Annotated in this window: 22 protein-coding genes and 1 tRNA gene; 13 read left to right on the top strand and 10 right to left on the bottom strand. The window is 68.3% G+C overall.

The annotated features are described in order from the left end of the window. Window positions 1-31: 31 nt before the first annotated feature. Entirely contained in the window at window positions 32-145 is a 114-nt protein-coding gene (locus BIV24_RS27640; protein ID WP_071369229.1) for a DUF6126 family protein, read from the top strand. A 42-nt stretch (window positions 146-187) separates the two neighbouring features. On the opposite strand, the gene BIV24_RS27635 is transcribed toward BIV24_RS27640, so the two are convergent. Further along, window positions 188-985, bottom strand: a complete 798-nt coding sequence (locus tag BIV24_RS27635; protein WP_071369191.1) for a tyrosine-protein phosphatase — start codon at window positions 983-985, stop codon at window positions 188-190. Between the two features lie 404 nt (window positions 986-1,389). Between BIV24_RS27635 and BIV24_RS27630 the strand changes: the two genes are divergently transcribed. Continuing rightward, complete coding sequence (locus tag BIV24_RS27630; protein ID WP_071369190.1) at window positions 1,390-2,175, top strand: SGNH/GDSL hydrolase family protein; 786 nt, start codon at window positions 1,390-1,392, stop codon at window positions 2,173-2,175. A gap of 115 nt (window positions 2,176-2,290) precedes the next feature. Here the strand turns inward: BIV24_RS27630 and BIV24_RS27625 are convergent, their stop codons facing one another. Continuing rightward, window positions 2,291-2,872, bottom strand: coding sequence for a carboxymuconolactone decarboxylase family protein (locus tag BIV24_RS27625; protein WP_071369189.1), 582 nt, complete (start codon window positions 2,870-2,872; stop codon window positions 2,291-2,293). 199 nt (window positions 2,873-3,071) lie between these two features. Here BIV24_RS27625 and BIV24_RS27620 point away from each other — a divergent pair, with 199 nt between their 5' ends. After that, window positions 3,072-4,256 (top strand): MBL fold metallo-hydrolase, encoded by a 1,185-nt coding sequence (locus BIV24_RS27620; protein WP_071369188.1) that lies wholly within the window; start codon window positions 3,072-3,074, stop codon window positions 4,254-4,256. A 215-nt stretch (window positions 4,257-4,471) separates the two neighbouring features. Here BIV24_RS27620 and BIV24_RS27615 read toward each other — a convergent pair whose 3' ends face one another. Continuing rightward, window positions 4,472-5,050, bottom strand: a complete 579-nt coding sequence (locus tag BIV24_RS27615) for an MFS transporter (protein ID WP_071369187.1) — start codon at window positions 5,048-5,050, stop codon at window positions 4,472-4,474. 823 nt (window positions 5,051-5,873) lie between these two features. Between BIV24_RS27615 and BIV24_RS36290 the strand changes: the two genes are divergently transcribed. Then, window positions 5,874-9,242 (top strand): DNRLRE domain-containing protein, encoded by a 3,369-nt coding sequence (locus BIV24_RS36290; RefSeq protein WP_071369186.1) that lies wholly within the window; start codon window positions 5,874-5,876, stop codon window positions 9,240-9,242. A 57-nt stretch (window positions 9,243-9,299) separates the two neighbouring features. Here the strand turns inward: BIV24_RS36290 and BIV24_RS27605 are convergent, their stop codons facing one another. Next, the gene (locus BIV24_RS27605; protein ID WP_071369185.1) at window positions 9,300-9,917 is read right to left on the bottom strand and encodes an SMI1/KNR4 family protein; all 618 of its coding nucleotides are present in this window, start codon (window positions 9,915-9,917) and stop codon (window positions 9,300-9,302) included. Window positions 9,918-10,569: 652 nt separating this feature from the next. On the opposite strand from BIV24_RS27605, the gene sigJ reads away from it, so the two are divergent. The 3 genes from sigJ (at window position 10,570) to BIV24_RS27590 (ending at window position 12,864) form a co-directional block, all read left to right on the top strand. Further along, entirely contained in the window at window positions 10,570-11,508 is a 939-nt protein-coding gene (gene sigJ, locus BIV24_RS27600) for an RNA polymerase sigma factor SigJ (RefSeq protein WP_071369184.1), read from the top strand. A gap of 102 nt (window positions 11,509-11,610) precedes the next feature. After that, the gene (locus tag BIV24_RS27595) at window positions 11,611-12,336 is read left to right on the top strand and encodes a DUF998 domain-containing protein (protein WP_079168571.1); all 726 of its coding nucleotides are present in this window, start codon (window positions 11,611-11,613) and stop codon (window positions 12,334-12,336) included. Window positions 12,337-12,384: 48 nt separating this feature from the next. Further along, on the top strand, window positions 12,385-12,864 hold the full coding sequence (locus tag BIV24_RS27590) for an HIT family protein (RefSeq protein WP_071369183.1): 480 nt from the start codon (window positions 12,385-12,387) through the stop codon (window positions 12,862-12,864). 246 nt (window positions 12,865-13,110) lie between these two features. Here the strand turns inward: BIV24_RS27590 and BIV24_RS27585 are convergent, their stop codons facing one another. The 5 genes from BIV24_RS27585 to BIV24_RS27570 form a co-directional block, all read right to left on the bottom strand. Next, on the bottom strand, window positions 13,111-14,154 hold the full coding sequence (locus tag BIV24_RS27585) for a PP2C family protein-serine/threonine phosphatase (RefSeq protein ID WP_245766958.1): 1,044 nt from the start codon (window positions 14,152-14,154) through the stop codon (window positions 13,111-13,113). A gap of 267 nt (window positions 14,155-14,421) precedes the next feature. Continuing rightward, window positions 14,422-14,559 carry a hypothetical protein gene (locus tag BIV24_RS34610; protein ID WP_177198837.1) on the bottom strand — a complete coding sequence of 46 codons (138 nt, stop codon included), beginning with the start codon at window positions 14,557-14,559 and terminating at the stop codon, window positions 14,422-14,424. A 223-nt stretch (window positions 14,560-14,782) separates the two neighbouring features. After that, window positions 14,783-15,814: an adenosine deaminase gene (add, locus tag BIV24_RS27580; protein WP_071369181.1), complete on the bottom strand. Its 1,032-nt coding sequence runs from the start codon at window positions 15,812-15,814 to the stop codon at window positions 14,783-14,785. A 24-nt stretch (window positions 15,815-15,838) separates the two neighbouring features. After that, a complete protein-coding gene (locus BIV24_RS27575) occupies window positions 15,839-17,611 on the bottom strand; it encodes an adenine deaminase C-terminal domain-containing protein (RefSeq protein ID WP_071369180.1) in 1,773 nt (590 codons plus the stop codon). A 42-nt stretch (window positions 17,612-17,653) separates the two neighbouring features. Continuing rightward, a complete protein-coding gene (locus BIV24_RS27570; protein WP_079168570.1) occupies window positions 17,654-19,138 on the bottom strand; it encodes a purine-cytosine permease family protein in 1,485 nt (494 codons plus the stop codon). Between the two features lie 230 nt (window positions 19,139-19,368). On the opposite strand from BIV24_RS27570, the gene BIV24_RS27565 reads away from it, so the two are divergent. Further along, a complete protein-coding gene (locus tag BIV24_RS27565; protein ID WP_071369179.1) occupies window positions 19,369-20,457 on the top strand; it encodes a LacI family DNA-binding transcriptional regulator in 1,089 nt (362 codons plus the stop codon). A 103-nt stretch (window positions 20,458-20,560) separates the two neighbouring features. On the opposite strand, the gene BIV24_RS27560 is transcribed toward BIV24_RS27565, so the two are convergent. Next, the gene (locus tag BIV24_RS27560) at window positions 20,561-21,463 is read right to left on the bottom strand and encodes a DUF4232 domain-containing protein (RefSeq protein WP_071369178.1); all 903 of its coding nucleotides are present in this window, start codon (window positions 21,461-21,463) and stop codon (window positions 20,561-20,563) included. Window positions 21,464-21,818: 355 nt separating this feature from the next. Here BIV24_RS27560 and tdh point away from each other — a divergent pair, with 355 nt between their 5' ends. From tdh to BIV24_RS27535, 5 genes are all read left to right on the top strand, one after another. Continuing rightward, window positions 21,819-22,847, top strand: a complete 1,029-nt coding sequence (tdh, locus tag BIV24_RS27555) for an L-threonine 3-dehydrogenase (RefSeq protein WP_071369177.1) — start codon at window positions 21,819-21,821, stop codon at window positions 22,845-22,847. Between the two features lie 47 nt (window positions 22,848-22,894). Then, window positions 22,895-24,088, top strand: a complete 1,194-nt coding sequence (locus BIV24_RS27550; protein ID WP_071369176.1) for a glycine C-acetyltransferase — start codon at window positions 22,895-22,897, stop codon at window positions 24,086-24,088. Window positions 24,089-24,119: 31 nt separating this feature from the next. Then, window positions 24,120-25,025: a LysR family transcriptional regulator gene (locus tag BIV24_RS27545; protein ID WP_071369175.1), complete on the top strand. Its 906-nt coding sequence runs from the start codon at window positions 24,120-24,122 to the stop codon at window positions 25,023-25,025. A gap of 320 nt (window positions 25,026-25,345) precedes the next feature. Next, a complete protein-coding gene (locus BIV24_RS27540) occupies window positions 25,346-25,705 on the top strand; it encodes an MmcQ/YjbR family DNA-binding protein (RefSeq protein ID WP_071369226.1) in 360 nt (119 codons plus the stop codon). 142 nt (window positions 25,706-25,847) lie between these two features. Further along, window positions 25,848-25,921 (top strand) — tRNA-Pro (locus BIV24_RS27535). Window positions 25,922-26,007: the final 86 nt, after the last annotated feature.

Below are 26,007 nucleotides of genomic sequence, written 5' to 3'. Positions count from 1 at the left end.
GCACCCGCAGACCAGCCCCGAACGCAGGTCGATGGAGGAGAAGTTCCCCCGCGCCCTGTGGATACGTCTCGTCATCTACATCGCCGTCGGTCACCTCTTCGCCGGCTTCATCTGGCTGCTGTTCGAGCTCGGCGCGCAGAAGTAGGACGCGAGGCGGGAGAGACACGGTCCAGCGAGCGGAGGCGGTTCAGTCCAGTAGCCGCTCGCGAAGCCGCTCCCGCTGCACAGGTGTGACCCCGAGCCCCTGCTCCAGATAGGGGTCGATGCCGCCCCAGGTCTCCTCCACGGTCTCGAACGCCGCCGCGAGGTATTCGGCGCGTGCGTCGAAGAACGGGCTGAGCAGCTCCATCACCTCGGGGGAGTACGTTTCGGCCGACGAGCCGTTGCGGTGCACCTTGTACCGGCGGTGCTTGGCGTTCGACTCCAGATAGTCTGCGACGATCGCCTCGCGCTCGACCCCGAGGGCCAGTAGCGTGACCGCGACCGACAGGCCCGCGCGATCCTTGCCCGCGGCGCAGTGCATCAGCGCCGGCACGCTGTCCTCGATCAGCGCGTGCAGCACCTGGGAGTGTTCGGCCGTGCGCTCCGTGACCATCGTGCGATACGAGACGATCATGCGGTTCGCGGCCTTGCCATCGGCGAGCAGTGCGCGCAGTTGCTCCAGATCGCCGTCGCGGACCATCTTCCAGAACTCCGAGCCGTCGGCCGGGTCGGTCAGCGGAAGGCTGACGTTCCGCACGCCCGGCAGCTCGACGTCGGGCCCCTCCAGCTTCTTGTCCGCCGCGTTGCGGAAGTCGAAGATCGTGTGCAGGCCGAGGGAGGCGAGGAACGTCGCATCCTCCTGCGTCGCGTGCGCGAGGTGACCGCTGCGGAAGAGCACTCCCTGCCGCACACGCCGTCCGTCCACGGTCGGCAGACCGCCCACGTCCCGGAAGTTGCGCACTCCGGCCAGCTCGGGCTCGATCGACGGGACGTGCTGCGTCACGGGGGCTCCTCCCATCCGTCCACCGGCGCTGCTCGCCGACGGGCCGCGCCTCGACGATACGACATGGTTCATCAGGCAATCATCCGTGGCCGGACACCGGCGGTCCGGTACATCCGCGGCGACGAGACGGTTGTCCTCGCCCAGGGCTCCAGGCGCGGACAACCGTGACGAATCCGCCGCTCTTCCGCGACTGCATGGCCTCCCCTGGAGATGGCGTACAAATGCCATGAAGCGGGCATAGCGTTCTGCGGTGCGGTCGAGTGGAGCCCTATTCCGGGATATCGCCACCTCGGCGAGTGGTTTTTCTCACCATCCGTCAACCCCTTCCTACGGTCGCGTAGCTCACATCCGAAGGTGAATCATGGGGCGACGTGGCAGACGATTCGAAGAGTGACAACAGATCAGTGATCGGGTCGTACGTGGCGGTGGGGGACAGCTTCACCGAGGGCGTCGGCGACCCCGGCCCGGACGGGCAGTTCGTCGGCTGGGCCGACCGGTTCGCGGTGCTCCTCGCCGACCGGCGACCCGAGGGCGACTTTACGTACACGAACCTCGCCGTGCGCGGCAAGCTGCTCGACCAGATTGTCGCGGACCAGGTCCCGAAGGCCGTCGAACTCGCCCCCGACCTGGTCTCCTTGTGTGCGGGCGGCAACGACATCATCCGGCCCGGTACCGACCCCGACGACGTCGCCGAGCGTTTCGAGCGGGCCGTCGCCGACCTCACCTCCGTCGCCGGCAACGTCATGGTGACCACCGGCTTCGACACCCGCGGCGTGCCCCTGCTCAAGCATCTGCGCGGCAAGGTCGCCACCTACAACGGACACGTCCGGGCGATCGCCGACCGGTACGGCTGCCCGGTCCTCGACCTGTGGTCGCTGAAGACCGTCCAGGACCGGCGCGCCTGGGACGACGACCGCCTCCACCTCTCGCCCGAGGGACACACCCGGGTCGCCCTGCGGGCGGGGCAGATGCTCGGCATGGAGGTGCCCGCCGACCCGGACCAGCCGTGGCCGCCGCTGCCGCCGCGCGGCACGCTGGAGGTTCGTCGCGACGACATCCAGTGGGCGCGCGAGCACCTGGTTCCCTGGATCGGGCGACGGCTGCGCGGCGAGTCCTCCGGTGATTGCGTCGTGGCGAAGGGCTCCCTGTCGCCTGACGACATCCGGGAGCGGATCGCTCAGGCGGTCTGAGCGGCCCGACCCCATCGGGTAAGGCCACCGGCTCAGGCTCCCTGTTCCCGGTGGGCACGCAGGACACTACGTGCCCACCGGGCACGCTCGGCCTCGGTCGCCCCCGCGGGGACTTCTACCGGGCGGAGCTTCCTTCCGCCTGCCGGGCGGTGCTCGGTACGTCGCAGGATTCCTTGAAGCCCTGACTCGTCAGGCCCAGCGCCGAGTTGATGCGCGAGCGCAGGTTCTCCACCGCCACCATCGCGGTCAACTCGACGAAGGCGGGCTCGCCCAGCCGACCGACGAGCCGGGCGGCGAGGTCGTCGTCCACCTCGGGCGGTGTGGCCGTCATCGCCTCGGCGTACTCCATGACGTCCCGCTCCAGCTCCGTGTACACATCACTGTCCCGCCAGCGCGGCACATCGACCAGCTTCTCCCGGGCCACGCCCTGTTCCCGGCTCACCCAGTAGCCGAAGTCCATGCACCAGGAGCAGCCGATCGACGCGGCCGCCGCCATCTCGGCCAGCGCCTTCAGACCGCGGTCGAGCTTGTTCCATTTCGCCACAGCCTGCTCGAGCCGCACATCGGTCCACAGCAGACGGGGATGATGGGCGAGCGCCTTGCCCGGGTCCAGGACCTTGCCGTACGTCCGTTTCGAATACCACTCCATCACACGGAAGAAGACGGTGCGGCGCGGAGTTAGGGAGATACGGGCCATGGGGCACCTCCAGTACGTCATTCCCGGGCGCTCCATCGTGGGCGCCCGCACAGTGACGACGTACCGGCGCCCCTCGAATGTGACATCCGGCCCGCACAACGCGCTATACGCCGGGATCACCGCGCTGTCACGCGGACGACCCCGCGCTGTCAGAGGGGCCGACCATAATGATGGGCGTGACCGACTCACAGGAGGTGCCGTGACTGGTTCCCGTTTCCTGACCTCCGGGCTGCGCGCCATGCGGCCTGCGGCCTTCGGCGCGGACCCGAGTGGGGAGCGTCTGGCACGCATCCGTAGATCGCCGCACTTCGCGGACGGGGCCTTCGTGAACCCGGAGGGCACCCGGACCCGCCCGTCGGGTGGATCCGCGCTCGAGTTGGCGAAAGTCTTCTTCCGTAAGGAGGACCGCGCCCGCCGTGCCCCGGCCGGCACCGTCCCGGTGCACCCGACGACCTACGCCGACCTGGCCAGGCCCCCGGCGAGCGGGCTGCGGCTGACGTGGATAGGGCACTCCAGTGTGCTCGCCGAGATCGACGGACACCGGGTGCTCTTCGACCCGGTATGGGGCGAGCGCTGCTCACCGTTGGAGTTCGCCGGCCCCAAGCGGCTGCACCCCGTGCCCCTGCCGCTGGCCGCGCTCGGCCCCGTCGATGTCGTCGTCATCTCCCACGACCACTACGACCACCTCGACCTGCCCACCATCAAGGCCCTGGCCGACACGGACACCGTCTTCGCGGTTCCGCTCGGCGTCGGCGCCCATCTGGAGCACTGGGGAGTCTCGGCGGACCGGCTGCGCGAGCTGGACTGGCACGAGTCGACGAAGGTCGGCGGCATCACCCTGACCGCCACGCCCGCCCGCCACTTCTGCGGCCGCGGCCTGCGCAACACGCAGCACACGCTGTGGGCGTCATGGTCCGTGGCCGGTGACGAGCACCGCATTTACCACAGCGGTGACACCGGTTACTTCGAGGGCTTCAAGGAGATCGGCGCCGAGCACGGCCCGTTCGACGCCACGATGATCCAGATCGGGGCCTATTCCGAGTTCTGGCCGGATATTCATATGACGCCCGAGGAGGGTATGACCGCCCACCTCGACCTTCAAGGCGGCCTGTCGCACGGTGTGATGCTGCCGATCCACTGGGCAACCTTCAATCTCGCCCCGCATCCGTGGGCCGAGCCGGGGGAGTGGACGCTGGCCGCGGCCGACGCGGTCGGACAGGCAGTCGCCGTCCCTGTTCCGGGCGAGCCCTTCGAGCCTGCCGGAATCCTCCCCACGCGCCCCTGGTGGCGGGATGTCTCCCTGCCGCTGAACCGCACGTGGCCTGTTCCGGAGATCACCCCAGAGGTGTCTCGTGACGACCTCGACCTTGTGGGCGAGCGCTGACCGTGGATGAGCTGAAGCGCGTGACGGACGTCCTTGCAACCATGTCGGAAGCCGAGCGGGAGCATGCCCTGCGAGTTATCGACGGGCCGCCGCGTCGGCAGAGTCAGGAACGAGCGTCGGATTTCCGGCCGTTGCCCTCCGCCAGCCGTAGGGGCGCGAGTGTGCGAGTGACCACGAATGGCGCGTAGCGCGGTGACAGCGAGAATTGTGCCCCGTCAGGCGGGCCACTCTCTCGACGCAGGAGAACCTCCAGTGGGTTCTTCGTCTGCTGGTGGTGCATCACGTGCATGCCTTTGCTGCACCAGCCCCTCGGAGATGTCGGCGAGCAGCCCCCGCCGCCGGTGGTCGACGTCGCTCCGGTCCTGGATGCCTGGCCGTACGAAGACCATGGCCAGAAAGCCGAGCGCGTAGGACAGCATGTCCGCCACGAACGGCAGGATGTGGCCGGCGGTGAACAGGGCACCGCCCAGCGGGCGTCCGGCCAGGTCGGCGGCGAGTTCGAGGGCCTGGTTCTGGGCGACCGCGGTGGGCAGTTGGTGCCGCGGGACGATGTGCGGCAGCGCCGCGGACTCCGCGAGCTGGAAGAACACGGAGCACGCGCCGTCCAGGAAGACAACCGCCAACAGGGCCGCCACAATCAGCCTTTCGACCGCCGGCGCCAGCACGACGGGACCGTGCAGCACAACCCGGACACCGTCGGCCGCCAGCATCACGTGCCTGCGGTCCCAACGGTGGACCAGTGCCCCGGCCGGCAGGTACAGCACCAGGAATGGCAAGGTCTGGGTGAACCCCACGCCCCGCCTGGAACGGTGAGTCCGTCTGCGCGAGCACCAGTAGCGGATAGGCGAGCGTGGTGACCCGCATGCCCACCGTCGAGACGACCTGGCCGCTCCACAGCAGCATGAAGTCTCGGTTGCGTCGCCGGGCGGCTGTCAGCGATCCGTGGCCGGTGATTCTGCGTAAGAGGTGTACCAGGCCCCGGAGTCGGCGAACGAGGTCAGGAGCGGACCTGCGGATGGTCGAGGTTCGACCGCCGTCTGGCGTGCGACTACGAGACCCTGCCCGCCCACTCCGAAGCGTGATCTATCTCGTCATGACCGGCCTGATGGCTCGCCACCTCACGGACGAAGCCACCACCTCCTGGCCCGACCCGAACGCATATCTCGGGATGAAACATCATGAGAAGACGACCTCTCGCGGGACGAACCGGGACAGGCTCAACTTACGCAAGGATCCCTGCCATTCCGCCCCGTACAACGTCCCCCTTCTTTCAGCCACGGTAGTGGCCATGCCGTGTTACTTACGCAACGTTTACGAACGAGGAACCTCAAGATCTCAGGTTCCCCGGCTGCAAGGAACGTTGGATTCCGGTCATCTGTTTTGCCATGAATACCCCAAGCAATAGTAAAGATCTACGGTGCATGCATGTCTTTGTCGATCACAGGAAGGGTGTGTGGACATTGCATGCACGAATAGCCGGTCTGCGCCGCACAAGACGGGCGCGGCTCGCTGTCGGAGCGGCATTACTGCTGGTCGCGGAAAGCTTCGCTGGCGGCTGGCACCGCAGGAGCGGCCGTGCCGTCTCCCGCGGCGGCGTCTGCAGGGTCTGCCGCTGAGGTGTCGCAGCCTTCGAAGGCCGAGATCCTGGCCTCTGACATCGCCTGGGCGGCGAAGCACGCCAAGGGTTCGAAGGCATGGGCGCTGACCGAGGCGAAGAAGACCGGCAAGAAGGTCGTCGTCACTGACGAGACCACGCCCACCAGTTACACCGTCGCCAACCCCGACGGCACCTTCACCACCGAGCTGACCGCCGGCCCCGAGCGAGTGTGGAAGGGCGGCAAGTGGCAACAGGTCGACGCCAACCTCGCCCAGAACGCCGACGGCAGCATCACCCCAAAGGTGCACCCGGGCGGGCTGCGCCTGGGCGGTAGGGGCGGCACCCTGCCTACGTCGCTGCGCGCCGCACAGAATGAAACAGCTCGTGACCTGGTCACCCTCGGCAGCGGCGACCAGCAGGTCACGCTCCAGTGGAAGGGCGGCCTGCCGCAACCCGAACTCGACGGCACCCGCGCCCGTTACAGGAACGCGGTGCCCGGCGCCGACGTCGTCGTCGAAGCCACCCGCACCGGCTTCGAGCAGTTCGTCGAGATCGGTGACCAACCGTCCGGCGCCTATTCCTACACCCTGCCGATCAAGGCCAAAGGGCTGACTGCCAAGGCCGACCAGGACGGCTCCGTCACCTTCCGGGACGCCAAGACCGGCGATGCGCGGGCCACCATGCCTGCCCCGGTCATGTGGGACGCGTCCGTCGACAAGGTCTCCGGCGAGCACACCCACCGCGCCCGCGTCGACATGAGGGTCGTCAACAAGGGCGCGGGCGAGGTCGACCTGGTCATCACCCCGTCGGCGGCGTTTCTCGCCGACCCGGCAACGAAGTACCCGGTCACTGTCGACCCATCCACCTCCGCGCTGGCGAACACCTTCGACACCTATGTGCAGCAGGGCGAGACCGTCGACTGGTCCACCGATGTCGAACTCGACTTCGGTAACCCCGGCACCAAGAACGCCGACGGTACCCCGCGCACCGCGCGCTCGTTCATCTCCTGGAACACCACACCGATCCAGGACGCGCTAATCGTCGACACCAACCTGTCGCTGTGGAACTTCCACTCCGGCAACACCGACTGCAGTGCCCAGTCCTGGACCATCTGGAACACCGGGTCCCCGTCCACGTCGTCGCGGTGGACGTCTCAGCCCGCATGGCACCAGCAGTTCCATTCCTCCACGCAGACCAAGGGCAACCCGGGCTGCGCCTCGACCCAGCCCGACGGCTGGATCAACGCCGACGTCGACACTCTCGTGCAGACCTGGGCCTCGGTCAAGGTCACCCGCGGCCACATGGGTCTGCGCGCCGCGACCGACGACGTCAAGGCGTGGAAGCGGGTCAACTCGGCGAACGCCACGGCAAATCAGCCCAAGCTGTCCGTGACGTACAACTACCGGCCGTCCGACGGTATGGACCGTCAGGCCGGCGCGCCGTTCAAGTCGTACGCGGGGGTGTGGGCGGTCAACACCACCACCCCGACCCTGCGCGACACCTTCACCGACCCGGACGGCGACAAGGTCAACGGCACCTTCCAGATCTACGACGCCGCCACCAACATCCCGATCACCACCCAGGCCGGCGACGGCCTGATCGTCTCGGATTTCGTCGCCTCCGGTAAGCCTGCCTCCGTCACCGTGCCGGCCGGGCAGCTGAAGGACGGCAAGACCTACAAGTTCCGCACCAACGCCTACGACGGCACCCACTACAACCTCAACTGGTCTCCCTGGACCCAGTTCGTCGTCCTCACCACCCCACCGGGGGCGCCGGCGAAGATTGCCTCCACCGACTACCCCGAGGGCGCGTGGACGCCGAACAAGGGCACCGGCAATTTCGACATCACACCTGGGGCCGGTGATGTCCGAGGCATTGAGAGCCGTACCAACGGTGGCGCCTGGACTGTGGAGAAGCCCGCCGTTGCCGGTAAGCCGACCACTGTGACGGGCATGCCGGATGAGCGGGGCATGAACCGTATCGAGGGCCGCGCCGTCGACCGGGCTGACAACAAGGGCTTGGTGAAGGTCTACGACTACGGCACCGGCCAGGGGCCGATCAGCGGCGACACTGCCATCCCGGACGGCGGTGCCGACCAAGACCCCATCCCGGAGGAGGAGCCCTACGAGGCGGAGGATGTTCCTGAGAAGCAGCCAAGCCCGCATGGTGCTCCGTCGGAGCCCGGAAGCCGGGACAACTGCTACACGACCGATAACCCTGACATCGAGATGTGTCAGAGCCGTAAGTACGACACCGAGATCACAAGGGCAGCGACGGCGCTTGCGGCGCCCACCGATGCTCTCGTCTCCTGGTGCAGTGACCCGACGGTCGGCGGATACACGCTCACCTGCCGTGAAGGCTGTCACAAGGTCGGTGTAGTGGTCGACTGGTGGCAGATCAGCAACAATCAACCGCCCAAGCACATCGGCACCGCCATCTTCCTCGTCCGTGAAGAGATGAAACTGGACAACAAGGGTGAGTGGCTCCAGCGGAACTTCATCGCTCCGCTTGACATCCAAAGTTCGCTCGGCACTGTGTCGCTCGACTACTGGGACGCCGCTTGTGGTGTAAGCGTCTGCGACAAGGAGTTCGTCGGCCCCGAATTTACCGGACCGACCTCCTGGACCAGCACCTCGTCGGTGACCGAGCAGAAAGTCCAGACTCGTAAGTTCATCTGGAAGACGGCTGCCGTTGGCACGTCCCAGGAGTTTGACCGAGGCAGTTTCCTCGGCTTCAAGGCGTCCGCTGCTCCTGGTGCGGTGAAGGTCACCGAGCCGAGCTGGGTGTTCTGGGGACAGATCCGCTGTGACCAGATGATGCCGAATGCGGCGTCCGTCGGCTGTGTCTTCCCCAAGTACACGCCGATGTTCAACCTGAAGCACAAGTATGCTGAAGGTGCCGCGCTCTACTACATGGAGATGCGCGACAAGCTCGACTGGCACCCCGGCAGCAAGAAGCACAACAGTCCGCTGCACCGTGAATTCGACACGGCCAAGCGAGACCAGAACCGCGCTCTCGTCTGTCCGGACAGTGGTCCGTACGCACTGAAGTTGCACCCGCTGGCGACCGGTGACAAGAAAAACACTCAGTGCGATGAGTACGCCTTCGCGGCCTCCAAGGAGAGCGGCGGATCGCAGGCGGATGTCACTAACGGTACACAGTGTCTGCAGGCGTATGCCCGTAAGGACGCTGACGGTAAGTGGCGTCTCTACGACGACCTGAGGGCGCCGAACACGGCACCCACGTACACGGAGAAGTGCGCCCGTGCCACCATGGCCGGTGCCCAGAATGAGCGTGCTGGCTCCCGCCTCTCGGGCTTCTACACCAAGCAGCGAATGCTGGACAATGATGCGTACTTCATCGATGTCCCCGGTCTGGTCAGGCCGTAGCAAGTAGACAGAAGAAGACCCCCTTCTGCTGATCTGCGGGAGGGGGTCTCTCGCGTCCTAATCCTGGATCTTCTCCAACCTCCAATTGAGGTAGCTGGGTGGGCCTTCGTCCAGTTGAGGAACGAGCGAGTACTGGGGCGAGCAGGGCATAGGGGATCCGGACTCCAGGGACTCGGCCATCAGCCTGATCATCTCCCCCAGGCTCTTCCAGCGGACTGCGGTGACCTCGTTGTCCTCATAGTCGATCTCGATGATGTTGCCGTAGGTATCGCCGGGCCGGTGGTCGATGAGGAGGCTCTCCCCCGTGTGTGTGCCGGCGATCGGGAGCCACAGCGGGTCCGCCCACGGATCCAGAATCCAGGTCTCGGGATCCTCATCACGCTGCTCATTGAACTCGTCGAGCATTTCCTCCATGTACTCCGGCCCGCCCTTGAGCGCTTCGACGTCGTACGGGACGTAGCCGCCCGGCCAGATGGGGGCGTCATACATGGGGGCGCCGCCGTGGATTCCGAGCCACTGCACGAGATGGGGATGGAGCGGGTACGAGATGGCGTCCTGGAGGGACCGGATGGCCTCTTGGGAGGCAGGCGGGTGCAGCTTGGAGAGAGCACTGGTGCATTGGTGCTCTCGAAGCCAGGTCTCGATGTGCTCCCAGGCGCGTATGAGGTCGTTCATCAGCGCATCCTGACACACAGCTGGCAACCCCAAGAGCCCCCGAGAGTCATCGCGGGCAGAAGAACACAGATACCGGCTGTGTGCCGTGCAAGGCGTGAGATCAACTGTGACGAGTTCCCGTTCGCCTCGACCTATCAGTCCGCTGGGATGAAGAAGACCGACGGAGGCAAGGCCCCAGCACCCAACGGCGACGCGGACTGCATCCAGACAGTTGCCGCTTATGCCGGCGACAACAGGAAGGCGGCCACAGAATGGCGCTACGGCCGGTGGCTACCTGGCGCACCGCACGGCGAGGACGGGCGTCAACTGGTCCGTGATCCATAAGTGGTGAGTTACGGCCGACCGAATCTCTGACAGCGATCGCCGAGCGAGGTGAAGCTCCGGGGGTGGCAGCCGCTCGTCGACGGTCCGAGCGCTCCGGAAGGGCGACGCTCGCCGCGCTGCGGCTGTGGTGCAGCCCTGTCGGATGCTGAGGACTTCTCGCGTCCTGATTCTGGATCTTCTCCAACTTCCAGTCGGGGTAGCGGGGTGGGCCTTCGTCAGTTCGACGACGCAGCCCCCGGGAGGTGAGGCGACGCATCGGCCTCACATTCCGGTGCGCTGTGTTGTCGAACTGGTGAGGGCAGATGCGAGCGAGGGAGCTGTCGATACCATGACCACCCGATCCGAGCCAGGACACGGCCGGCCCGATCCGGGCCTGGACGCGATCATGAGCGAGCGGCGTCAGCTGATCAATCTCGCGTACCGGCTTCTGGGCTCCCTGGCCGAGGCCGAGGATGCCGTCCAGGAGACGTACGCCCGCTGGTACGCCATGTCCCGGCAGCAGCAGGACGCCATCGAGTCCCCCGGTGCCTGGCTGACGACGGTCGCCGGCCGCATCTGCCTCAATCTGCTCGGCTCGGCACGGGCCCGGCGAGAGACCTACGTGGGTGAATGGATTCCTGAGCCGCTGCCCGGGCGTACGGAGTGGATCAGCGGGCGGCCGGGCGGTGCGACCGCCGACCCGGCCGACCGGGTCACCCTGGATGAGTCGGTCAACCTGGCGTTCCTGGTCGTGCTCGAATCGATGACCCCGGCCGAGCGCGTCGCGTTCATCCTGCACGACGTCTTCTGCCACTCCTTTGCCGAAGTGGCCGAGATCGTCGGCCGTACCCCGGCGGCATGCCGCCAGCTGGCCTCCTCGGCCCGCCGCCGCATCCGGACCTCGCAGCCTTCCGCGACTCCGGCAGCCCAGCGCGCCGGCATCGTCAGGGACTTCAAGCAGGCATGGGAAGCCAAGGACATCGACGCCCTCATCGGCCTGCTCGACCCCGACGCCACGGCGATCGCCGATGGCGGCGGCCTCGCCACCACCTTCCTGCGCCCCATCGAAGGCGGCGAGCAGGTCGCGCACGCCTGGGTCGAAATCGCCCGCCGGAGGCCCGGCAACATGACGTTCCTGGAGAGTTCGGTCAACGGCCAGCCCGGCCTGGTGGCTGAGCAAGACGGCGTCACCGTGACGGTGTTCGCGTTCGAGGTCGCGGGCGACCGGATCAAGCACATCTGGGTAGTACGCAACCCCGAGAAGCTCCGTCGCTGGACGACGTGCTGAGGCGCGCCTCCATACCACCGGGTCTGCTCACAGCCGCCACCCAGTAGGGTCTGCCCTACCTCGTGCCCGGGGGCTTGCCGGAGTGTCCGAGGTCAGCCGTGCATGATCTTCTGTTCGCACGTGAACCGTGCGAGAGAAGGCGGAAAGTTGAAGGCTCGGATCGGATACGTCGCGTGGGTCGCAGGTGTAGCGCAGTTCTTTGTGGCCCACGGGATCGTCGAGTCGGCCTGGAGCAGGCCATACAGCTGGGCGCGGAACAACATCAGCGACTTGGGTAATGCACACTGCGCCATGCAGTCGGAACCTGAACCACGCTATATCTGCTCGCCCGAACACGGCCTGATGAACGCCTCGTTCGTGGCTTTGGGGACGCTCCTCGTCGTCGGTGTCGTCTTCGCCGGGGCTCTTTGGCGCAGAGGTGCGACCGCGATCGTGGCCCGGTGCCTGTTGGCCTGTGCCGGCGTGGGATTCGTGTTGGCCGGGCTGGCGCCTGCGGACGTCCACGAGAATCAGCATGTCCTCGGTGCGCTGCTCATCATGGCCGTGGGCAACATCGGCCTCGTGTTGGCGGGAGTCGGTCTGGCGGACGATGTGCCGGGTCCGCTGCGCTGGGCGACCAGTCTGCTGGGAGCAATGGCGCTCACGTCCTTCGGGCTCCTTCTCTCCCACCGCTATCTCGGACTCGGGATGGGAGGCATGGAGCGGGTAGCGGCGTTCGCCCTCTTGGTGTGGACGCTGTCAATCGGTGTCCGCGGCCTGTTCCACCGGGCGACTCGCATGCAGGATGCGTCGCCGAGAAGACATGCCGCGCAGGCCACCCGCAGCTGAGTGGGGAGCGAAGAGCAGGTCTTGATCACCGGCGGGTAGGTTCGGGCCATGACTGAGGACTGGCGGATGGACCGGATCGGGGCTGCTCTGCGCGGCAAGAATCCGACTGTGCTGCGGCGGCTTGAGTCTGGCTTCGCGGTGATCGGCGACGTTCAGTTCCTGCCCGGGTACTCAGTTCTCCTCACGGACGAGCCGGCTGTTCAACGGCTGTCTGACCTGCCGAGAGCCAAGCGGCTGTCGTTTCTGTCCGACATGGACCAACTCGCAGAAGCGGTCGAGAGGGCCTGTCGGCGACTGGACCCCGATTTCCGTCGGGTCAACCTGGAGATCCTGGGGAACGCCGATCCGTTCTTGCATGCCCATGTCTGGCCGCGGTTCGAGTGGGAGCCGGCCGAACTGGTGGGCAAGCCGGTGTGGCTGTATCCGCGTGACCGGTGGAGTGACCAGCGGTTCAGGCTCGGCGCGCAGCACGATGTGCTGCGGGATGCGATCGGCAGTGAATTGGACCGGTTGCGTTCGACGGCCTGACGGTGTGGGCCCGCCGACCGTCAGGTCGGCGGGCCCGGTGATCAGTGGCGGTCGGTGGGCCTCCCGACGCACCCCCGGTGGCGGGCTGTGTCCCTGGCGTTGAACCGCAAGGGGCCCGTCCCGGAGCTCACCGCGCAGGCGTCTCGTGACGACCTCGACCTTGTGGGCGAGGGCTGACCGTGGATGGGGCAAAGCGGCCCTCGCTCGCGGCGGCCGTCCATAAGGTCTTCAGAGGCGGCGCGGTCTTCAGGGACGGCGTTCGATGGCGATGATGGCGGCGTCGTCGCCGATGTGGCCCTTGGCGTGGCTGAGCAGGTCCTTGTGGACGTACTGGACGAGGTGCTCCGGACCGCCGTTTCCGTCCCAGGCGGCGACCCGCTCGGGCAACGGGTAGAAGGTGCCTTCGGGGTTCCGTGCTTCTATGACTCCGTCGGTGTACAGGAGCAGGATGTCGCCGGGCCCGAAGTCGAAGGTGTCGACCACGTACTGGTCCTCGGAGGGTGCGATCAAACCGAGCGGGAATCCCGGACTGCGCGCTTCCAACGGGCTGACCTTGCCCTCGCGCAGCAGCAGGGGCGGCGGATGGCCGCAACTGATCATCTCCACCACGCCGACGTCGTCGGGTATGTCCAGCACCAGAGCGGTCACGAATGACTCCGCGCCATCGGGGTCCTCGTCGGTATCGCGCGCCCACTTCCAGTGCATGGCGTGCCCCAGATGCATCACCATGCGCCGCAGGGGAAGGTTGCGATAGGCGGAGCCGTGAAAAGCCCCGAGCAGGAGGGAAGTGTCCTCGATGGCGGGCAGCCCCTTGCCTCGGACATCGCCGATGACCAGCCGAGTCGTGCCGTCGCAGCGCACAGCCGCGTACAGGTCGCCGCCGACCTGAGCCTCCTCCTCGGCTGCTATGTAGTCGGTCGAGATGCGCAGGGGGCCGGAGCGTCGGGGAAGAGGCCGCATCAGGACTTCTTGCGTGGCTACCGCCACGGAACGTGTTCGTGCAAGCTGCAGCTCCTGCAGGCCACGCACGTAGCGGAGGGCGACCAGGAACCCGGAGACGACCGCAATGCCGAGGGCCTGTGCTTGCAGGGTCGCGGTGATCGGGGTGTTCTGAAGGACGGGCACGAGGAACTGGCATGTCACGGCAAGCGTGCCCATGAGCCCCGTGAGGAGCGGACCGGCGAAAGACGCGGTGATGGCGGGGGCAACGACCAACAACGGCCCCAGTTCGACACCCGGAGTCAGGACATCCGCTACCGTGATCGCAACGATCAGGGCGATCGGAATCACGAGAAGCGCGTGGCGCCCCCGGATCGCCGAGTGAATGTCCGATGCATCCAGCTTTGTGCCCATACCATATGTTTGCACCCGGGATAGTGTGGCGCCCAACGCCCACAGTCGCGGCCGAGATCCCCGGAAGCCGCCCCGCGCGACACGGCACCGCCGGGCATGCCTCAGGCCCGCCGCCATGCGACTCGATCACGCCGTTCCCAAGATCAGGGCGTCGACACGCACATGTCGGCCGCAGCCCTCGCCGGGCGGGTCCACGATCGCCGTCTACGGTTCGGCTGCCAGGCGCAGTCCCAGCCCGGCCAGGACGGCGCTGGAGATCTGCTGCGGCTTGGTGAATCCGATGACACGGAGCACGCCCGTGTACTGCCGCGCGTCGGCGATGGACGTGGGATCGTCCGCCACGTGAAGCGCGCGTAGCGCCATGACGGACCGGGCTCGTGATGCGTGAGTCCGGCCTGTCGTGGCGCTTGCTGAGCCAGAGCGCTGCGTCGCCTTCGCGACGCGTGCTCGGCGCGACGTACTCCAAGGCGGCGCAGGGCGGTGCCGAAGTCCTCACTGTCGTGGAGCGAGGGGAGGCAGGGGGAGGCCTGGCCTGGCCAGGGCGCTCTGCGCAGCCGCAGAGGTGTCAGGCGTCGCCGCGCTCCGCGTATGCCGTCAGCTCCGCGAGGAACTCCTCGCGCACGGCCGGTGCCGCCCAGGAGATCTCGATCGCGTTGCGCTGCAGACGCACCAGGTCGGCGTCGCAGAGCGCCGCGGGCTCGCGCAGGGCGGCCAGGTTCTCCGCCACATAGCCCGGGAAGTACGCGGGGTCGTCGGAGTTGACCGTCACCTTCACGTCCTGGTCGAGCAGGGCACGGATCTCGGCGGCCTTCATGCCGTCGGTGACATGGGCGTTGGAGATCGGACACACCGTCAGGCCAAGGCCCCGCGTGCGGATCCGCTCGATCAGGGACGGGTCCTCCAGGGCGTTCACCCCGTGATCGATGCGGTCGACACCGATCTCCTCGATGACCTGGCGGATGTGCTCCGTCGAGTTCTTCTGGTCGACGTCGCAGTGCATCGTCAGCCGGAAACCCTCTGCGCGTGCCCGGGCGAAGACCTCGCGGAACTTCACCGGCGGGTTGCCCGCCTCGTCCGAGTCCAGGCCGACGCCGATGATCCACTCCTTGTAGGGGAGTGCCTGCACCAGCGTGGCCATCGCGAACTCGGCCTGGAAGTCGCGCAGGAAGCACATCACCAGGCGGCCCTTGAAACCGGTGGCGCGCTCGGCGTCGTCGAGGGCTCGGGTCAGACCGCGGATGACCGTGTCGAAGGCGACGCCGCGCGCGGTGTGCGCCTGCGGGTCGAAGAAGATCTCCGCGTACCGCACGTTCTGGGAGTGCGCCTTGGCCGCGTAGGCCGCCGCGAGGTCGTAGAAGTCCTGCTCGGCGCGGAGCACGGACATCCCCTCGTAGTAGACGGAGAGAAAGCCGGGCAGGTCGTGGAAGTCGTACGCGGTGCGCAGCGCGTCCTCGTCGGCGTACGGCAGCTCGATGCCGTTGCGCTGCGCCAGCGCGAACTTCAGGCCGGGCTCGAGGGTGCCCTCGATGTGCAGGTGCAGCTCACACTTGGGCAGGCCGGCGATGAACGCGTCCACGGTGGCGGGAGCGGTGGTCATGAGTGAACTCCTCGGCTGGTGGTGTCAGTTGGCGGTGGGGCGCAGGATGTCGACGACGTCCTGGGTGTGGTAGTTGACGACGCCCAGGTCGGTGACGGCGTACTCGGGGATGGCGGTGATCTCCAGGAAGATCAAGTAGCCGAAGGCGGAGGGAAGTTCACAGCCGAGTGCACGGGCGGCGGCCTCCAGGCGGTCCTCGGCGTCGGCCATCTCCTCCGGGGTGAGGTCGGCGACGATGCCTGCCACCGGCAGCGGCAGGAACTCCTTGATCTCGCCGCCGTCCACGACGACCTGCCCGCCGCCCTGCTCGGCCAGGTGGTTCACGGCGAGGGCCATGTCGGCGCGGTCGGCGCCGACGCAGACGATGTTGTTGTCGTCGGGGGCGGCGGAGGAGGCGATCGCGCCGGAGCGCAGTCCGAACCCGTTGATCATCGCGGTGACGGTGCAGCCGCCGTTCTTCCCGTAGCGTTCGGAGACCGTGACGTACAGGGCGTCCTGTGCGAGGTCGGCGCGGACGGTGCCGTCCACGACCGGCAGGGTCATCTCCACGCCCTTGCGTACGAACGGCACGGTGCGGTCCATCTCGACGACCAGGACCCGGGCCTCGTCGCCCTCGGCCGCGACACCGATCGTGCCCTCGGTGACCGGGGCGACCTGGAAGGCGGGGGAGAGGACGGCGGAGCGCTCGGGGGCCTGCGGCGCCTCGACGGTCCGCCCGTCCCGCGCGACCAGCCTGCCGCGCGCGAACACCCGCTCCACCTGGAACGACTCGGGGGAGTCGACGATCAGCACGTCAGCGTAGCGGCCCGGCGTGATCGAGCCGACGAGGTGGTCGATGCGGTACATCTCCGCGCAGTTGAGCGTCGCCATCTGGATCGCCTCGACCGGCCGCACGCCCGCCTTGATCGCCATGCGCACCAGCTTGTCGAGGTGGCCCTCGCGCAGGATGTCGGCGACGTGCATGTCGTCCGTGCAGAAGCCGACGCGCCGCGACTGGGCGCCGAACTCGGTGACGGTGCGCACGTTCTCGTTCATGAAGTGCGCCACCGACGACTCACGGATCAGCAGCGACATGCCCGCGCGCAGCTTCTCCAGCGCCTCCTCGGCGCTGTAGCTCTCGTGGTCGAGCCGGACGCCCGCGGCCGAGAGCGCGTTGATCGTGGTCGTCGCGGCCATGGGCGCGCAGCCGAAGATCGGCAGACGGTTGCGGTGGGCGAGTTCGAGGGCGCGCAGCACCTTCTCGTCGCGGTTGAGGACGAACTCGGCGACGGTCTCCCACACCCCGAAGCAGTCCACCCAGCCCTGAGTCTCGGCGTGCTCGTCGGGCCCGAAGGAGAAGCCGACCGTCGTCTCGGGCAGCGTGTACGGCGTCTTGAACGGCGCCCCCCAGAAGATCTTCATGGGGCTCGCCTCCGCCTCGCGCAGCGCCTCGCGCACCCCCTCGAGCCCGGCCACCACGAGGAACTGGTCGAGCCCGGAGACGACCGAGGTGGTGCCGTAGCGGACGGCGGCGTCGGCGAACATCGTCACCGACAGCTTCGAGCACTCCAGGTGCAGGTGTCCGTCGATGAGCCCCGGCGTCAGGTACTTGCCGGTCGCGTCGACGATCTCGGTGTCCGGACCCTCGTACCCGGAGACGTCACCGGTCGCGGCGATCCGGTCGCCCGTGATGGCGACATCGGCCGGGTAGATCTCGCCGGTGCAGACGTTGACGAGCTGTCCGCCCCTGATGACGCGGTCGGCCTTGACGACGCCCTCGGAGGCGTCGATGAGTGCGCAGAGGCTGGGCTGGTTCATGGGGTGGCTCCAGAAGGTGGTGCGAGGGGGAAGCGGGACGGGTCAGGCGCCGGGTGTCAGTTCGGCCTCGGCCCGGACGGTGCGGCGGGCGAGCAGCCAGTACGAGACCCCGGCTACGAGGGATCCGGCGAACACCGAGAGGTCCAGGCCGCCGGCGGCGCGGGACAGCGGGCCGACGAACACGGCGGAGTCGACCCAGAGCACGGCGGCGGCAAGCCCGAGCAGTACCGCGACCAGACCGGCCGGGCGGACCCCGCCCTTGTGCCAGTAGATGCCGCGACGGCCGGTCTCCGCGGGGAACAGCGACGGCACGTCGTAGCGACCCCGGCGCAGCGCCCAGTCGGTCAGGTAGACGGCGGCCCACGGGCCGAGCCACAGCACGATCAGGCTCAGGAAGTTGGACAGCAGGGTGTAGAAGTCGGCGGAGAAGACCGCCCACAGCGTGATGCCGGTGCACAGCGACAGGTCGATGAAGACGACCATCCAGCGCTTGATCGGCAGGCCGACGGCCAGCAGGTTCAGGCCCGAGGAGTACATGTCGGTGGTGTTCACCGCGAGCAGCGACACGATCGCGAGCAGCAGGTACGGGGTGCTGAACCAGCCGGGCAGGATCTCCGGGAGACCGGAGATCGGGTCCGCGGCGTTGGTGGTCGCGGTGGCGACGGCGGCGCCGAGGATCTGCAGCAGGATGTTGGGCACCATGCCGCCGAGCGCGGCGCACGCGAACACCTTGCGGGGAGCGGATTCGGCGGGCAGATAGCGCGAGTAGTCACTGCCCATGTCGGCCCAGGACAGGCCGCCCGAGGCGGTGACCATGGCCAGGACCAGGGAGACGGTGACGAGAGAGGGTGCCTGGCCGTGGGTGCCGAAGTCGGCCTTGGGCGCGACGAGGACCGCCATCACCGCGAACATCGCGGCGAAGATCCAGGCGAAGTACTTCTGCACCTTCATGATCAGGTGGTATCCGGCCAGCGGCAGCAGCATCTGAAGCCCTGCCGCGACCGCGATGACCAACAGCTTCACGGGTGTGCCGGTGGTGATTCCGGCCTGGTCGACCAGTGCAAGACCGGCGAGCACGATCAGCACCATGCCCCCCGCCTCGAATCCGACCAGCATCACCCAGCTCAGCAGCGCCGGGATGCGCCCGCCGCGCGGACCGAAGGCGGCCCGTGAGATCGAGTGCGTGGAGGTGCCGGTGCGCGGGCCCTGGAGGCTGGTCAGACCGGTGACGGCGAAGCCCAGCACGTTGCCGGCGACGATCAGCGCGACCGCGTACCAGAAGGACAGGCCGAAGGAGACGACGAGCGCTCCGTAGACGACCGTGAAGACGGTGGTGTTGGTTCCGGCCCAGAGCCCGAGCAGCCGGCTCGGCCCGCCCTGGCGCTCCTCGGCGGGTACGGCGTCGATACCGCGTTGCTCGACCGTGAAGACGGACGCGGGGGACGCGGCGGGCGGGGTGGTTGTGGTGGATCCGGGTGGGGCGGCGGCGGTGGATCCGGGCGGGGCGGTGGTGGTGGCCTCGGCCATGGTCGGCAGGCGTCCTTTGCGGACTCGCGTCCCGGCCTGGAGGGACGGGACGGGGATGTACGGGGAGGTCCGGCAAGGCCGGAACAGGGGTGCACGGCGGTGTGCGAGGGGTCGGCAACCCCCGGGGCACGCCCCGGGGTATCCCGTGAAGACATTGCCCAAACGTTTTGGCAACGTGCTGGACGGTAATGCCTAAACGTTTTGGCAGTCAAACCGGTAAGCTCAGCGCCATGTCAGATGTCACAGAGCCGACGGGCCGCGCAGTGTCACGGGAAGCAGCTGCCGCCTCCCGGACGCCGGGTGCGCCCAAGGGGGGCGGGCTGCGCGAGGTCGCCCGCCGGGCCGGTGTCTCCGTCACCACCGCCTCGCACGCGCTCAACGGAGTCGGCCGGGTCGGCGCCGAGACCCGCGAGCGGGTCCTCGCCGTCGCCGCAGAGATCGGCTACCGCGCCAACCCCAACGCGCGCGGGCTGCGCGGCGCCCGTACCGGGCTGCTCGGCCTGACCCATCGCACCGCCGTGGAGGGTGGCATCACCGACATCGAGTACTTCGTCAAGATCGTGAACGCGGCGACCTGGACCGCGATGGCGCACGACTACTCCCTCGTACTCGTCCCGCCGTCGCTGGACGGGCGCCCCTTCGACTCATTGCCGCTGGACGGCACCATCGTCATCGACCCGCTCACCGACGATCCGCTGCTGACCCGCCTCTCGGGCATGGGGGTCCCCGTCGTCACCACGGGCCGCGACCTGTCCCGCAAGGACGCGTTCCCCTGGGTCGACAACGAGTTGTCCACCTGCGCCGTCGCCGCCCTCGACCATCTCGCCGCCACCGGCGCCCGCCGCATCGGGCTGCTGACCGGATCGACCGGCCAGTCCTACGACGAGGACGCGGCCGCCGCCTACCTCGAGTGGTGCGAGCGCACCGGCCGCCCCGTGCTCATGGACCGGGCCGAGTCCGGAACCGACTCCACCGCCGCCGCGCACCGCCTGCTCACCCGCCCCGACCGGCCCGACGCCGTGTACGTCGTGATGGAGAAGTTCGGCTTCGCCACCCTCGCCGTCTGCCGCGAACTCGGCCTCCGCGTCCCCGACGACGTACAGATCGTGGTGGGTGCCGACGGCGAGTTCGCGCGCAGCGCGCGCCCGGAGCTCACCGCGCTCGACCTGGCACCCGAGGAGATCGGCAGACAGGCGGCCGAGCTGCTGATCGACGTGATACGGCAGCCGCCGCCGGCCGGAACCAGGCCTGAACACCGTCTTGTCCCGGCCAAGTTGCTGCCGCGCGCCTCCACCCGGCTGGTGGCTGAGGAGCGTTGAGGGCGTTCGGCCTGACGCATGGCGGACCGTGCCGGCACGGTGTGCTCAGCCAAGCTGCCGAGGCGTTCGGCTGAGCAGGGGTTCAGGCGGGATCAACTCCCGCTCATTCTCTGGGAACGGGTGGTGCGGGACGGGACGTGTCGTCCCTCTGCCAGGCGCCGACACCGACCTTCCCCGTCGTGCCCAGATCCAGCTCCGGTGTCACCATCACCGCATCGGCGCCGGGTTTCGCCACCACCCTCACATAGGGCGCATCCATGGGATCGCTCCCCATGCCGGTGGTGTTGCGCCAGATCAGCCCGGCGCGGGCGCTCTCCCCGGGCCTCAACACCAGCGGCTGGGGCTTGACGTCCGCTCCGGTGCCCGTGGCGATGGTGTCGCCGCCGTGGAGGATCCTCACGCTGTCGACCAGCTCGTGCCCCTCGTCGAGAAGCTGCAACTGCGGGTAGCCGTTGAGGCGATAGGCGTCCGTCCCACAGTTCGTCAGGTGCAGCCCGACGGCGCGCAGTCCCATGGCGGCATCGCCGTCATCGACGTACACGCGCACTCCCGAAGGCGGACAGGGGCCTGCTTCAGTCGGTGCCTCGGCAGTGGGGACACTCCTGACCTTGATGATCTTCACGCGGCGCGCCTCGCCGCGTGCGCCCCCGGGTAGCTCGCCCAAGTCGACTGCGTGCTGCACGGTCTGACCGGGCTTGACGGACGGCACCGTCTGCTTCGAACTCTCCAGCGCCGCTCCAGAACTCGACAGCAACTGGAAGGTGATCGTGTAGGTGACGGCTTCCGTTGCCTCGTTGGTGACCTCGAAGGCCGGGCAGGCGGCCGCACCGACGATCTTGACTCCGTCCGTCTTCGGGTCGGACGGGTTTCCAGGCAAGGCCGAACTGCTGGTCCCGGCGGGCTTGCCGCAGGAGGGATCGTTGACGCCGTCCGGGGAAGATCCGCACGCCGGGAGCAGCAGCGCGCCGGCGATGGCAGCGGGCAGGGCGAGGGCGACGCGACGCATGCGCCAAGTTGATCAGGCTTGATCACCTCGGGCTGTGACGGAGGTCACGATTCGCGAGGCATTCTTGAACACGCGCTCCGATCAGGCGTATCGGGCGTGCGTCCCGTGGTCCGATCTCGGGTGCGGCTTCGGCCGCCGGTGACGAAGTCTTGAGCGTGGCCATACGCGCGGAGGGGTCGGGCGGTCGGTGACCCCTGCCAGGGGCGTGAAGGAAAGCTGCGGCCGAGCTTAAGAAAACCTCGATGGACCGGGACGCCCGCCGTACGGCAGATTTCTACGAGATCTCACCCCTCTCCCCGGCGCGGGCTCCTTCGGCACGCCCTCGTCCGGGGCCTCACTCACAGGAGCCATCGCGTTGAAGGCGCTGGTCAAGCAGAAGGCGGAGCCCGGCCTGTGGCTCACGGACGTTCCGGAGCCGCAGATCGGCCCCGGTGACGTACTGATCAAGGTCCTCAGGACCGGGATCTGCGGCACCGACCTGCACATCCGGTCCTGGGACGGCTGGGCCCAGCAGGCCATCCGGACCCCACTGGTCGTCGGGCACGAGTTCGTCGGCGAGGTCGTCGCCACCGGCCGGGACGTCACGGACGTCAAGGCGGGTGACCGGGTCAGCGGCGAGGGCCACCTGGTGTGCGGGAAGTGCCGCAACTGCCTGGCCGGGCGCCGTCATCTGTGCCGCGCGACGGTCGGCCTGGGCGTCGGGCGTGACGGCGCGTTCGCCGAGTACGTGGCCCTGCCCGCCACCAATGTGTGGGTGCACCGCGTCCCCGTCGACCTCGACGTCGCCGCGATCTTCGACCCGTTCGGCAACGCCGTGCACACCGCCCTGTCCTTCCCGCTGGTCGGAGAGGACGTACTGATCACCGGCGCGGGCCCGATCGGTCTGATGGCCGCCGCCGTGGCCCGGCACGCAGGCGCCCGTAACGTCGTCATCACCGACGTCAGTGAGGAGCGCCTGGAACTCGCGCGCAAGATCGGCGTGAGCCTGGCGCTCAACGTCTCCGACGCCACCGTCGCCGACGGCCAGCGTGCGCTCGGACTGCGCGAGGGCTTCGACATCGGCCTGGAGATGTCCGGCCGCCCGGAGGCGATGCGGGACATGATCGCGAACCTGACGCACGGCGGCCGGATCGCCATGCTCGGACTGCCGTCCCAGGAATTCCCCGTCGACTGGGCGCGGATCGTGACCTCCATGATCACGATCAAGGGCATCTACGGCCGCGAGATGTTCGAGACGTGGTACGCGATGTCGGTCCTGCTGGAGGGCGGCCTGGACCTCGCTCCCGTGATCACCGGCCGCTACGACTACCGCGACTTCGAGACCGCGTTCGAGGACGCGGCCGGCGGCCGGGGCGGCAAGGTCATCCTCGACTGGAGCGCGTGAGCGTTTCCCGACGTCCCCGACCCGCACATTTCTCTAGGAGCCCCTTCATGTTCGACTCCGTGCGCGACGACCTCCGCGCCACCCTCGACGAGATCCGTGCCGCCGGTCTCCACAAGCCCGAGCGCGTGATCGACACTCCGCAGTCCGCGACAGTGAACGTCACCGCCGGCGGCCGTCCGGGCGAGGTGCTCAACTTCTGCGCCAACAACTACCTCGGGCTCGCCGACCATCCCGAGGTGATCGCCGCCGCCCACGAGGCCCTGGACCGCTGGGGCTACGGCATGGCGTCCGTGCGCTTCATCTGCGGCACGCAGGAGGTGCACAAGGAACTGGAGGCCCGGCTCTCCGCGTTCCTCGGCCAGGAGGACACGATCCTGTACTCCTCCTGCTTCGACGCCAACGGCGGTGTCTTCGAGACCCTCCTCGGCCCCGAGGACGCGGTCATCTCCGACGCCCTCAACCACGCCTCGATCATCGACGGCATCCGCCTGTCCAAGGCCCGCCGCTTCCGCTACGCCAACCGTGATCTTGCCGATCTGGAACGGCAGTTGAAGGAGGCCGAGGGCGCACGCCGCAAGCTGGTCGTGACCGACGGTGTCTTCTCCATGGACGGCTACGTCGCCCCGCTGCGCGAGATCTGCGACCTCGCCGACCGCTACGGCGCCATGGTCATGGTCGACGACTCGCACGCGGTCGGCTTCGTCGGTGCCGGCGGTCGTGGCACCCCCGAGCTGCACGGGGTGATGGACCGTGTCGACATCATCACGGGCACCCTCGGCAAGGCGCTCGGAGGCGCGTCCGGCGGTTACGTCGCCGCCCGTGCCGAGATCGTCGCCCTGCTGCGCCAGCGCTCGCGGCCGTACCTCTTCTCGAACACCCTCGCCCCGGTGATCGCGGCGGCCTCGCTCAAGGTGATCGACCTGCTGGAGTCGGCGGGCGACCTGCGCGAGAAGCTGGCGGGGAACACCGCTCTCTTCCGTCGCCGTATGACGGAGGAGGGCTTCGACATCCTGCCCGGCGACCACGCTATCGCCCCCGTCATGATCGGCGAAGCGGCGAAGGCCGGACGCATGGCCGAGCTGCTGCTGGAGCGCGGCGTGTACGTGGTCGGCTTCTCCTACCCGGTGGTGCCGCAGGGCCAGGCCCGTATCCGCGTGCAGCTGTCCGCCGCGCACTCCACCGAGGAGGTGAACCGCGCGGTCGACGCGTTCGTCGCCGCCCGGGCCGAGCTGGACACCTGACCAGCCCCGGCATATTGCGATAATCGACTGCATGATCGAAGCGCGGCGGCTCCACATCCTTCGTGCGGTGGCCGACCACCGCACGGTGACGGCGGCTGCCGCCGCGCTCTATCTGACCCCCTCGGCCGTCTCTCAGCAGCTCACCGCGCTGGAGCAGGAGACCGGCCACCGGCTCGTCGAGCGCGGCGCCAAGGGGGTACGGCTGACCCCGGCCGGTGAGATCCTGCTTGGCCACACCCATGCCGTCCTCGCCCAACTCGAGCGCGCCGAGGCAGAGTTGGCTGCATACAGCGCGGGCTCGGCGGGCACGGTGACGCTCGCCTCGTTCGCCACCGGGATCGGCATGGTCGTCGCCCCGGCGCTGGCCCGGCTGGCACGCAGCGCGCCCGGTATCCGGGTCCGCGTCCAGGACGCCGAGGGTGACGCGAGCCTGCCCATGGTTCTCGACCGGCAGGTCGATGTGGCGGTCGCCGTCGAGTACCGCGGTGCGCCCGGCGCCGACGACCCCCGGCTGACGCACATCCCGTTGTACGCCGAGCCCTTCGACGCGGTCGTCCCGGTCACCCACCGGCTCGCCGACGCGGACGAGGTCCCGCTCGCCGAACTGGCCAAGGACCCGTGGATCGGCCCGTACCCCGGCAACCCCTGCCATGACGTGGTCGTCCTGGCCTGCGAACATGCCGGATTCCAGCCCCGCCTCGAACACTCCTCCGACGACTTCCGCGCCGTCGTCGCGCTCGCCTCGGCCGACGCGGGCGTGGCCCTGGTACCCCGCTCGGCCCTGCGCGGCATGGACCTGACCGGGGTGGTCGTCCGCCCGGTCGACGGCGTCGCTCCCACACGCCGGGTGTTCGCGGCCGTACGCCGCGGCGCGGAGGGGCATCCGCTGATCCGGCCCGTGCTGGACGCGCTGGCGGCGGTCGCGACGGTGAACTGAGGGCGCCACATCCCGGGCCCCGACGCCGCCTGCCCACTGGGACGGGCTCACCGCCCGTCTCGCCGGACTGCGGGCCGCACGCGGCGGCTTCCTGGACGAGCAGGCGGAGCGCAGCGGGATGAGTCGCTCGACCCTCTCTCGCGCAGAACGTGCCGCGATCAGCCCGACGGCCTCCATGTCGAACCGGCTCCGCGGCGATGACGACCGCACCATGTGCCGGCTGCCGAGCGAGGTCGAGACCGAGCCGGCGCTGCCGGTGCGGGTCCTCTCCGCCCCTGAGCGACCGCCGGTTGTCGGTGGCGTTGGCTACTGTGCCGGACATGCAGGATGCCGAAGACGTACGCCGTATCGCCCTCTCCCTGCCCGATACAGCGGAGAAGATCGCCTGGAGCATGCCCACGTTCCGGGTTGCGGGGAAGATGTTCGCCACGCTGCCTGAGGACGAGACGTCCATTGCGGTGCGCTGTCCCAAGGAGGAGCGGGACGAACTGGTTCTGGCCGAGCCCCGGAAATTCTGGATCGCCGGTCACGAGGCGCAGTTCGCGTGGATCAGGGTGCGCCTTGCCGCTCTGGAGGACGAGGGCGAACTGCGCGACATCCTCGCCGACTCCTGGCGCCAGGCGGCCCCGTCCCGGCTTCTCGACCACCATCCGGAGCTGGGCCTCCCGGCCGACGGCTGACCTGCGCACTCGTAAGGAACCAACGGGCCCTTTGGCGTGTCCCCGGCGAATGGCGCGCAAAACCGGTGCGCGACCAGGGTCCCGAGTGCGGTATTGTTTCCGTGCACGTTCGGACCGGGGAAAGCCCAGGTCAGACGGGCAACGGGACGTGGCGCAGCTTGGTAGCGCACTTGACTGGGGGTCAAGGGGTCGCAGGTTCAAATCCTGTCGTCCCGACAGTGATGTCGGAAGTTTCCGCAGGTCAGGGGCTCTCTTTGGAGGGCCCCTGATGCGTTGGCGGGAGCGGGCTGGGAGCCCTCTTC

It is taken from the genome of Streptomyces colonosanans, from assembly GCF_001866645.1.
Taxonomy (GTDB): domain Bacteria; phylum Actinomycetota; class Actinomycetes; order Streptomycetales; family Streptomycetaceae; genus Streptomyces; species Streptomyces colonosanans.
Note: the sequence above shows the minus strand (reverse complement) of the source record. Positions and strands in the feature narration are given on the sequence as shown.